Source organism: Staphylococcus massiliensis, from assembly GCF_043186315.1.
GTDB lineage: Bacteria > Bacillota > Bacilli > Staphylococcales > Staphylococcaceae > Staphylococcus > Staphylococcus massiliensis.
The window spans coordinates 37,483-49,396 of sequence record NZ_CP171119.1; the positions used below are offsets into that span (position 1 = coordinate 37,483).

The 11,914-nt window shown below is 38.2% G+C and carries 3 protein-coding genes; all 3 read right to left on the minus strand.

The window, feature by feature from the left end; all coding sequences use genetic code 11:
* Positions 1-368: 368 nt before the first annotated feature.
* The 3 genes from ACF3N8_RS00180 to prfB all read right to left on the minus strand — a co-directional run bounded on the left by ACF3N8_RS00180 (position 369) and on the right by prfB (position 11,897).
* Positions 369-9,215 (minus strand): putative Ig domain-containing protein, encoded by an 8,847-nt coding sequence (locus ACF3N8_RS00180; protein WP_392450006.1) that lies wholly within the window; start codon positions 9,213-9,215, stop codon positions 369-371.
* A 321-nt stretch (positions 9,216-9,536) separates the two neighbouring features.
* Complete coding sequence (locus ACF3N8_RS00185; protein WP_009383070.1) at positions 9,537-10,514, minus strand: CHAP domain-containing protein; 978 nt, start codon at positions 10,512-10,514, stop codon at positions 9,537-9,539.
* 248 nt (positions 10,515-10,762) lie between these two features.
* Positions 10,763-11,897 (minus strand): peptide chain release factor 2 gene (prfB, locus tag ACF3N8_RS00190; RefSeq protein ID WP_100223788.1). Its coding sequence is split into 2 segments (ribosomal slippage): positions 10,763-11,824 and positions 11,826-11,897, totalling 1,134 coding nucleotides; the frame shifts between segments, so codons are not numbered across the junction.
* Positions 11,898-11,914 lie beyond the last annotated feature (17 nt).

Consider the following 11,914-nt stretch of genomic DNA (forward strand, 5'->3'; position numbering starts at 1 on the left):
TCAATTAAATTATTAAATAGCAAATCCCTTAAGGAAATTTTAAACTATCCGCTTTCGTTCTGATAGCACGCATGTTGGAGTAAGTGCTCAAACTATGTGATTTTGATTGAAGCGAGCCTGGGACATAATAGTGAAATAGAGCATTTAAACCTTATTTCATAAAATTCTCAAAACAGCTGACTCCTAGGGGAATAGCATGAGACCGGAGACTACAGGCTCCGGCCATGCCCCAGGAAAGCATGCTGTTTAAGAGAATTGTAGTAATATGTCCCAGACACTTTAATGAATTAAGAAGAGCCCCAAATGACTTAAGTTATAAATCATTTGAAGCTCTATTTTTAAAGACTTAGGTATACATCTTTAAACGATTATTTGTTATGAGGTTTACGCTTTCTTCTTAGAAGCAACGTTCCTAAACATAACAGTGAAGCTGAAGCAAATAATGAAATATTTTGTTCATTTTGTCCTGTCTTAGGTAAGACACGTTGAGCTTGAGAGGCTTTTCCAGAAGACATTTCACGTTGCTTATTAGCTTGTGATGATCCATGTGCATTAGCCGTCGATTGACTTCCTACATTCGTAGTCGTGTTAGTTGAAACATGACCATTGCCTTGTTTAGAACCTTTACCTTGTTGAGATGCTTTAATATCTTTCTGAGGCACTTTGATGTTCGGATCTTTGTCTTGTTCTTTGTGGCCTTGTTTATCTTTATTCGGTTTATCTAAGTCAGAGACCTCTATCGTAAATGATTTAGAAGCTTTATTGCCAGCTTCATCTGTAGCTGAAACCTTAACTTCATATTTACCGGCTTGAGTAGGTTTACCTGTGATTGCATTTTGGTCCTTTTCAAAAGTCACACCCGAAGGTAAGCCTTCAACTGATATTGTAACCTGACTATCGTCTTTGACAGATGGTGTTACTTTATTTATTGCTTCACCTAGTTGAACCTTTTGACCTTTAATATCTTCGATCGTTGGTGGCGTTAAATCTTTAACTACAGGCGGTTTAACATTTTCAACATTAACCTTGAATTCCGCTATAGAGCTATTTCCGCTTGGATCAGTTACTTTGACTTTAATTGCATAATTACCCACTGATTTAGGCGTTCCGCTAATCGTATTTGATTTAGCGTCGTACGTAACGCCGTCCGGTAAGCCTTCTACTTCAATCTTATTTGGACCGCTTCCATTATCGGTAACTTGAGGTGAAATCGTATCAATTGCTGTACCGAGTTCTTTTGATTGATTAAGAATCGCTTCAATTGTCGGTTTAGTCGTATCTGTAACCACAAGTTTAAATACTTTAGATGCTGATTGATTGCCACTTGGATCAGTTGCTTTTGCAGTTACATTAAACGTACCCACTTCTGTAGAAGTACCCGTAATTTGATTAGATTTAGAATCGAATGTTACCCCTTTAGGTAGACCTTCAACTGTGATTGTGTGAGGTCCAGTACTATTATCAACAGTGTTTACCGTAATCGCTTTGATTGGATGACCTAATTCAACACTTTGGTTTTCAATGTCGTTAACTTGAGGTGGTGTCGTATCTTTAATTGTTACAGTGAATACTTCCGGAATTGAAACATTACCACTTGTATCCGTTACTTTTACAGTAATCGTAAAGCTACCTACCGTTTTAGGAGTGCCACTGATTGTATTTGTTTCGCTATTATACGTTACGCCTTCCGGTAAACCTTCTACAGAAACTTTATGCGTACCTTGTACGTTATCCGTATATGTTGAAATGACATCTTTTAAAGCAGCGCCAAGTTCGACAACCTGATCGTTTATTTCTGCAATAATCGGTGGTGTTGTATCAGTAACTACTAAATCAAATTTAGATTCTGATGCATTATTGTTTAGATCCGTAGCTTTAATTGTCACTGGATAAGTACCAGGTGTATCAGGCGTACCTTCGATAACTTTAGTTTGGACATTATAACTTACACCTGTTGGTAAACCTTCAACTTCTACCTTACTTGAAGGGTCATCAATGGTAACAGATATTGGCGAGATTGCTTTATCTTCAGGAACGCGTTGATTAGAAATTAGTGTGATGTTTGGTGCAACTGTATCTACAACAATAATCTTGAACGTCTCTGGTATTGAAACATTTCCACTCGCATCCGTAACTTTAACCGTTACATCAAATTCACCTACTGATGTTGGTGTACCACTAATTGTATTCGCCTTGTCGTCATAAGTTACGCCAGAAGGTAAACCTTCAACAGTAACTTTATTTGAACCATTGCTATTTTCTGAATAATTAGGTGTGATCTGAGCAATTGGTGCACCTAATTCAATATTTTGATTCGCAATATCTGTGACTAAAGGCGGTGTAGTATCAGTAACTGTCAATACAAATGGTTCTTCAACACGATTGTTATGTGGGTCTGAAACTTTTACAACTACTGGGTAAGTACCCGGCGTAACTGGTGTACCTTCGATGACATGATTACCTGGGTTATAACTCACACCCTCTGGTAGACCTTCTACAACAACGCTCGCTGTTGGGTCATCAACTACTACAGATATCGGCGTAAGTGCTTGGTCTTCAGGAGCAGTAATATCATCAATTGGTGTTACCGTAGGCGTAATTGAATCTTCAACAGTTATCGTAAATACTTCTGGTGTCGATTCGTTACCACTTGGATCCGTTACTTTAACTGAAACATTAAAAGTACCAACTTCTGTAGATGTACCACTAATCGTATTTGTGTTAGCGTCATACGTTACACCATCAGGTAATCCTTCAACCGATACGGTATGTGAACCCGAAGCGTTATCATGATAAACAGGCGTAATTGAATCTATAGGCGTGCCAAATTCTTTTTCTTGGTTCGAAATCTTATCAATTGTAGGTGGCGTTGTATCTTTGACTACAATTTTAAATGTAGATGGCACTGCTTGGTTACCTTTAGAGTCAGCTGCGTCAATCTGAACTGTGAATTCTCCCACTTCTGTAGGTGTACCGCTTACTTTAAGAAAGACTTGATTCTCTCTTTCTACACCAGGCGGTAAACCAGAAATATTAACCGTTAATTTATCATTTGGATCATTATCTTGGATAACTGGTGTGAATGCAAATATTGGGTTACCTAACTCGATTTCTTGATCATCAAATGTATTAATTGTAGGTGGTGTAGCATCCGTAATTGTCAACGTGAAAGGCTCTTCAGAAATATTGCCGTTTGGATCTGTTGCTCTGACAACGATATTATGAGTACCGAATGTTAGTGGTGTTCCTTCAATGACTTTAGTTTGTGCGTTATAACTTAAGCCTCTAGGTAAATGTAATACTTCAACATTAGCTGTATCATCGTCTACATGAACTGAAATCGGCGTTATTGCAGCCTTTTCAGGCACACTTAAATCATCTATGGCTGTGATTACAGGTGCTGTTGTATCAACAATTGTAATTCTAAATGTTTCAGGCGTAGATGCATTACCACTTCGGTCAGTTACTGTTACGTTTACTTCAAATACGCCAACGCCTCTCGGAGTACCACTTATCGTATTAGTAGCCGAATCATAGTTAACACCTGGTGGTAAGCCTTCGACTGTTACAACATTAGGTCCCTTGGCATTGTCTTGGAATACTGGAACCACTGAGTCAATAGCTGTTCCAAGTTCTTTTTCTTGATCAGGAATAGCATCTATAACTGGTGGCGTAGTATCATTAACCTTTAACAAAAATTGAGTAATCGTTAAATTGTTGCTTGGATCTGTCGCTTTAACTTTAATAGGATACACACCAGGGTTTTCTGGGATACCATCTATGACTTTTGCTAAAGGATTATATGAAACACCAGTTGGCGCGCCTTCGATTTCAACAGTCGCTGTTGGGTCGTTGGTTACGACTGGAATTGGTTGCATCGCTACATCTTCATTAACAGTCGTATGTTTAATTGGTGTGATTGTAGGTGCTGTCGTATCTGCAATCGTGATTTTGAAAGGTTCTTCTGAGATGTTTCCACTTGCATCTGTGACTTTAACTTTTACATTAAACTCCCCTACGCTCGTTGGAGTACCACTAATTTCATTTGTTTGATTGTTGTACGTTACACCTGGCGGTAAATCCTCTACAGTAACTGCATTAGGACCTTTACCGTTATCCGTAAATACTGGCGTAATCGTCTCAATTGGACTACCAAACTCTTTTTGTTGATCTGGTATTTCCGTAATAGATGGCGGAGTTGTATCAACAACTGTTAAGACAAATGGTTTCGTACTTTCGTTACCTTGTGAATCTGTAGCACGAACGATAACTGGATAATCACCCGGTGTTTCAGGAGTACCCTCAATCACTTTTGTAGTATGATTGTATGTTACGCCTTGTGGCAAGCTTTCCGCGACAATTTGAGCTGTAGGATCGTCTACAACAACCGGTATAGCTGTTATTGGTTGATCTTCAGTAACCCTTTGATCTCCAATTTCATCTATTACAGGCGCAATTGTATCTTCGATCGTAATTTTGAATGTTACGAGATTTGCTTCATTTTGACTAGGGTCCGTAACGCGAACTGTAACGTCGTATTCACCAACGCTTGTAGCGGTACCGCTAATTGTATTTGTCTGACGATCATAAGTTACACCAGGAGGCAAACCTTCGACAGTAATCGTATTCGGACCTTTATCATTATCTATTACAAATGGTGTAACGCTATCTATCGGTGTACCGAATTCTTTATGTTGGTTTCCGATTGGCGTCACATTCGGTGCCGAAGTATCTCGAACGCTTAAGACAAAGCTTTCTTGACTTTCGTTACCACTTGGGTCTGTAACTTTTACTGTGATATTATATTCATCTTTATCATCAGCTGATCCGCTTATCGTATTAGAGCTTTGATCGTACTCTACGCCTGATGGCAGACCTTCCACCGTCACATCGTTAGGACCTGGACCATTATCTGTGAAAGCAGGTGTAATAACATTGATTGGTGTACCGAGCTCGTTCACTTGATCAGGAATTTCGCTAATAGATGGTGCAGTCGTATCTGCCACATTAATCGTGAATGTCTTTTCAGCAGCGTTACCTGATGCATCAGTAGCGTGAACGGTAACTTGATATGCACCAGTTTCTGTTGGTGTACCACTAATTGTATGGGATGTAGCATCATACGTAACACCATTTGGTAGATCGTTAACAGTGATGACGTTTGGACCTGGGCCATTATCTGTAACAACTGGAACAACAGATGTCATAGGAGAACCAAGCTCTACGTTTTGGTCAGGTATGTCATCAATCGTTGCTGGTGTTGTGTCCGCTACAATTAAGTTAAATGGTTCTTCAGTTTCATTACCACTAGGGTCTGTCGCTTTGACAACTACAGGGTAAGTACCAGGGTTTGGCGTCGAACCTTCTATCACTTTCGTATTCGGATTGTATGAAATACCCTGTGGTAAGCCTTCAACAACGATATTTGCAGTTGAATCATCAACCTGCACTGAAATCGGTGAAATATCTTGATCTTCATTAACATTTTGATCGTCAATTGCTGTTATCATAGGTGCAATTGTATCTGTGACCGTAATTTTAAACGTTACAGGTGCAGATTCGTTACCGCTTGGATCTGTTGCTTTTAAAGTAATGTCATATTCGCCCACATCACGAGGCGTACCATTAATCGCATTTGTAGTCGCATCATACGTAACACCTTGTGGTAAGCCTTCAACTGAAACAACGTTAGGACCAGCTCCATTGTCTTGAACGACAGGTACAATTGGGTTAATCGCTGTACCTAGTTCGTTAGGGACGTCTGGAATCGGTGAGATTGTCGGAGGCGTTGTATCCGTTACATTTAATGTGAATCGTTCTTCTGTTTCATTGCCATTAGGGTCAGTTGCTTTTACAACAATCGGATATGTTCCTGGATTTTCAGGTGTGCCTTCAATGACTTTTGCACTAGAATTATAACTTAACCCTTGAGGTAAACTTTCAACTACGACATTCGCTGATAGATCATCCACTTGAATTGGAATTGATTGAATCGCCACATCTTCTGGTACGGTCACATCATTTATTTCATTAATCGTTGGTGCAATTGTATCAGCGACATTGAGCGTAAAGCTAACTGGCGTAGCTCCATTACCTTCTGGGTCAGTTGAGTTAACGCTAACGTTAAAAGTTCCAACTTCTGTTGGTGTACCTGAAATCACACCTGTTTGGTTATCAAAGGCCACGCCTTGTGGTAAGCCATCAACAGTGTTAGTAAAAGGTCCTGTGCTATTATCAGTAACTTGGATATTTACTGGTGTTATCGCACTTCCAAACTCAATATCTTGATTGTTAATTGGTGCAATAACTGGTGGCGTCGTATCTTCAACAAGTAATGAAAATGTCTCATTAGCTACATTTTGACTAGGGTCAGTTACAGTGATTGAAATACTATAATTATTAGGTGTTGTAGTTGCCCCACTAATCGTTAAGGTATTTGAATCATAAGTGACGCCGTCTGGTAAACCTGTCACTACGATATTAAAAGGCCCTGAACTATTATCACTTATGATTGGTGTTACAGGTGTCATCGCATTACCTAGCTCAAAAACTTGATTATCAATGTCTCTAATGGAAGGTGCTGTTCTATCCGTCATAGTAATTTTAAATGGCGCTTCAACCCGATTACCACCTGCGTCCGTCGCGACCACTGTAACGTTAAAATCGCCTGCCTGAGTCGGAGTACCTGTGATTTGATTCGTATTCGCATCAAAATTAACACCATCTGGAAGTCCATTGACTTCTATTCGATTAGGTCCTGGACCATTATCTGTTACAACGACATTAATTGGGTTAATCGCGTTACCTAATTCTCTTTTAACGTTTCTAATTGGAGTTATTATAGGATTAGTAACATCATTAACAGTTAAATTAAATGTTTCTTCAGATTCAAGTCCATTAACACCTGTTGCTCGAATTGTAACGGCATATGTCCCAGGTGTATCAGGCGTTCCCGATATTTCTTTAGAAGTGGCATTGAAATTAACGCCATTAGGCAAACCTTCTACGACGTAAGTAGCTTGTGCATCATCTGACTCAACTTGAATCGGAGTCATAGCAACATCTTCGTTCGTTTGTTTATCGTCAATTGCCGTGAATAAAGGGCCACGTGGTGGATGTACCGTTATTGTAAAGCGTTCTTCAGCTGCATTACCACTCGCATCTGTTACAGTGATGAGTCCTTCATAAACACCAGGTGCAGTCGGTGTACCACTAATTTCTTTAGTAGCTGCATTATATGTAACACCATCTGGCAAACTTGATACGTTAATAACTGGTATTTGAGGATCATTATCTGTATAACCTACTGTAATAGGAGATATCGCATTACCTACAATAAGTGCTTGATCTTGAACTGGTGTGATTTCAGGTGCTATAGTATCTCCAACAGTGATATGAAATGTAGATGTAGTTGTGTTGTTTGCAACATCTGTAGCTACAACTGTTACAGGGAAACGACCTACTTGGTTCGGTGTACCACTAATCGTATTTGTACTAGCATCAAATATGAGACCATTAGGTAAGTGCGTGCTTGAACTTAACGATCCTGTAACTGTACGGTGCGCATCTGTATCATTTATATCGATAGAAACAGGCGTAATTTGAGTACCTGCTTCAAATGACTGATCAGATACGTTATTGATAACAGGTGCTTTTGAATCAATATAGAGCATCTTGTCGCTACCGTATTCATAACCTAATTCATTGTCATCGTAAATTCGAGTAGTTAATTCTGGATGGTTCTCTGGTCGAATTACACCACTGTGTAATGGCAATAACTTAGAATTACTTTTTATCGCAACCTCACCTTGAACGTTTTCATTTACAACAAACGTCACATTAGTAGTATAACTATTACCAGGTTCTAAACGCTCATTATTTACGAACGTTAACGTATGGTTTGCTCTATCAAAGACGGGATTAAGCTTAGAGTTATTAACAGTCAAGAAAGACAATTCTTCAGGTACTTTAATAACAGTTTTGTTTTTAGTAAGCGTCACAGCACCTACATTAGTATGCGTGATTTGATAATCAAGTCGATCGCCTCTATTGTAGATATGGTTCTCTCCATAAGCCGAATTACCATTATGCAATATGTTCGTATCAGTTTTAAGAGCAGGTGCTAATCTGATCTCTACATCATCTAACAAATAACCTTCAGCCTCAGCAGTAGCAAAATGTGTACTTTTTGCTCCAGCTTCAAAACGAACTCTAATACGGTTTACATTATCAGGTATTCTTATAAAAGTGCCATCCCACGTCCAACCTGTATAACCACCTGAACGTTCAAAGCTATGAATGACATTACTAAGATTGTTAGCATCAAGGATTTCAGCTTTGAGGGACTCCGACCCAACGTATCCGTTACCACCACTATTTACCCCTGCAAAATGATATTTAAAATAAATAAGCGAACTAGGAACAACTTCGAATTCTTTATAAATCGCATTGCCTTTGGTTTTCAATTCAACATAACGACGATTTTCGTGATTAACTTTAGCTAAACCTATGAGTACGTTTCTTGCATTACCAACAGGACGAATTGGATTGTGATTAGGATCCTCATAAAGCTTTGAATCAGTAAGTTGATCATGACCTACCAAATCAGAAGTTGCAGTCCCAACTTCAACAACCCTAAATGTTCGGTTTGAATCTTCAGTACGCCATCCTTCAAATTCATTAGTCTCAAGCTCTTTCCAATTATGAGTTACATTACCTTTGTTTGTGGAAGTACTAGTACCTGTTTGAGTCTGAGGTACCGTTTTAGTATGCGCTACAGCGTTCGTAAAATCCCCATTTTCAAAAGAGTTATCAGCGCCTGGAGTAATAATACCGTTTTGCGGGTTAGTTAAATAACCTGCTTCAGATGGATTTCTTGGACCTTCATAATTGGTAGCTGCTGTATTCGAGTTAGGCGCACTTGCAGTCGCAGCTGTATTACTTGTACTTGATGTATTTGTCGTTGCGGCTGGCGTAGATGCATTTGTTGTCGTAGGACTACTTGGACTTGATGCCGTAGCAGTAGGTGAACCTTGATTATTACTTGCTGGTTGAGACGCAGCTGGATTAGGTGATGTAGATGAAGGGTTCGACGCCGTAGACGTACTTGCTTCAGCTTCATTGACACCGGCTAGAAATAACAGAGCCCCTAACACTACAGAAGTGGTACCAATCTTATACTTACGTATTGAGAATATTTCTTTTTTTAACTTCATTGTTACACCTCATTGTTGTTTAATCTTAATTACTTTCGTAATTATTGGTGCGTTCTATCTTTACATATCCAGAGATGACTCATGCCGAATAACTTATCTAGAACACTTCCACTCGATTATATAACAACAAATCAATTTAATAAAGTTTTTTCTTAATTTTGCAACGTTAAGTTTTCGTATTCATATAAACCGATTATCAACTAACACTAATAACTAAAACATATAATCATTATAAAATTTCAAGATAAATAAGAACGCAAAAAAGCCTAAAGCGAAGATTCTCTTCGACTTTAGGCTTTTAAAAATTAGTAATTATTTGAATTAGTGAATATAGTTATAAGCACCAGTATTTGATACGTTACGGTAGCTCTTAACACCTACACCATTCCAGTTCATTTCTGAAACTTGGATAGATCCATCCGCATTAATTGCTTCTACAACACCAACGTGACCATAAGCACCATTACCACTTTGGAAGATAGCGCCTACACTTGGTGTATTGTTAACAGTGTAACCATTAGAACGTGCTGCACTCGCCCAGTTATTAGCATTGCCCCATAAAGAACCAACGCCTTTACCTAATTGTTGACGACGTTCAAATGCATAGTACGTACATTGACCCCAGTTATATAAATTACTTCCTGAAAATGATTGTGGAGCAGTGTATGTTTGACTTGCAGGTTGGCTATAAGATTGTGTTTGATTGTAACTTACATGTGATACTGATGGCGCATTAGTTGGCGCAGCAACTTGATAGTCACCATTGTAGTTAACTTCATTAGTAGCTACAGGTACGTAAGCTTCGTTTTTAACTTCTTGATTTTGAGCATACGTATTAGCTTGAACTTGTACGTTCTCAACGTTTGAAGTAGAAACTTCATTATAAGTTGTTTCATAATTTGGCGTTACAGGTGTAGCAAGTTGATTAATATGTTGTGCACCTTTTTCAGATACTGCTAATAATTCTCCAGGATAAATTGTTGTATCGTTTAATTGGTTCCATTCAAGTAGCGTTTGAACAGAAACGTTATATGTTTGGCTGATCTTTTGTAATGAATCGCCTTCTTTAACGATTACGATATCTTGATCAGGTACCGCGATTGTAGCGTTTTTCTCTATGTATGTACCATTTAATTGATTTAATGCTTGAATTTCATCTGATGTAGTGGCAAATAAGTTAGCAATTTCGTCTAATTGCATATCTTGATTAGTAGTAAATTGTTGAGCTGCGTCCGCTTCGTTTGCAATAAATGTTGATAGTGCTGTAGTTGCGATTGCTGAGTAAATAACCTTTTTCATATTGAAATCCTCCTGATAACATTTACTTTTTTTCGACAAGACAAAGTATAGCATAATGAATTGTACAATTTATTAATGTAATACACATGTAATATAAACGTCATTAGATGGTACAATATTTATAAAATAGTGGTTATATGAAATAATATATGTAATATACCTAAATATATTTTCTCATTAAAAAAGCAACTGACCTAACGAAAGTGTTTACTTTCGCTATTTCAGTTGCTTAAGTTAATTCTCATATCTTATAACGTTGTTTCCTCGTCCTCTTGGCCAAGGTCCATTTGGCTTCTTAAATAAGCATTAATAAACGGACCAATATCACCGTCCATCACTTTAGACGTATTACCCGTTTCTTCATTCGTACGGTGATCCTTAACCATTGAATAAGGATGGAACACATAAGAACGGATTTGGCTACCCCATCCTATTTCTTTTTGTTCACCTCTAATAGCTGCTAATTCACTTTCTTGACGTTCGATTTCTTGTTGATATAACTTAGATTTCAACATTTTCATAGCAGCTTCACGGTTTTTAATTTGGGAACGCTCATTTTGGTTATTTACAACAATACCTGATGGATGGTGTGTAATACGGATTGCTGACTCTGTTTTATTAATGTGCTGTCCGCCTGCACCAGAAGCTCTGAACGTATCTACCGTAATGTCATCTGGATTGATATCGATTTCAATTTCATCATTATTAAATTCAGGTATCACATCACATGAAGCAAATGACGTATGACGACGACCTGAGGAATCGAATGGCGAAATACGCACAAGGCGATGGACACCTTTTTCGGCTTTAAGGTAACCGTATGCATTATGTCCTTTGATAATCATTGTGACACTTTTAACGCCCGCTTCATCACCTGGTAAGTAATCTGTGACTTCTACCTTAAATCCAGCATCCTCAGCATATCTTTGGTACATACGAAGTAACATACTTGTCCAGTCCTGTGATTCAGTACCGCCTGCACCAGGATGCAATTCTAAAATCGCGTTATTCGCATCATGTTCACCATTTAATAACAATTGAAGTTCAAAATCATCTATTTTGTCATCTAAAGCGACTACTGATTCTTCTAAATCATCTTTCATATCTTCATCATATTCTTCTTGAAGCAATTCATAAGTCGCATCTAAATCTTCAATTTCATTATTTAAATCATGATACGCATTTACAACAGACTTTAACGCATTATTTTTATCAATGATTTCTTGAGCTTTTTGTTGGTTATCCCAAAAGTCAGGCTCAGCCATCATTTCTTCATATTCTTCTATATTTGTCTCTTTGTTTTCTAAGTCAAAGAGACCCCCTTAATTTTTCAAGTTGATTGCTATGTTTATCGATATTACGTTTAATTTCGGATAATTCCATAAAATCGCTCCTTTATA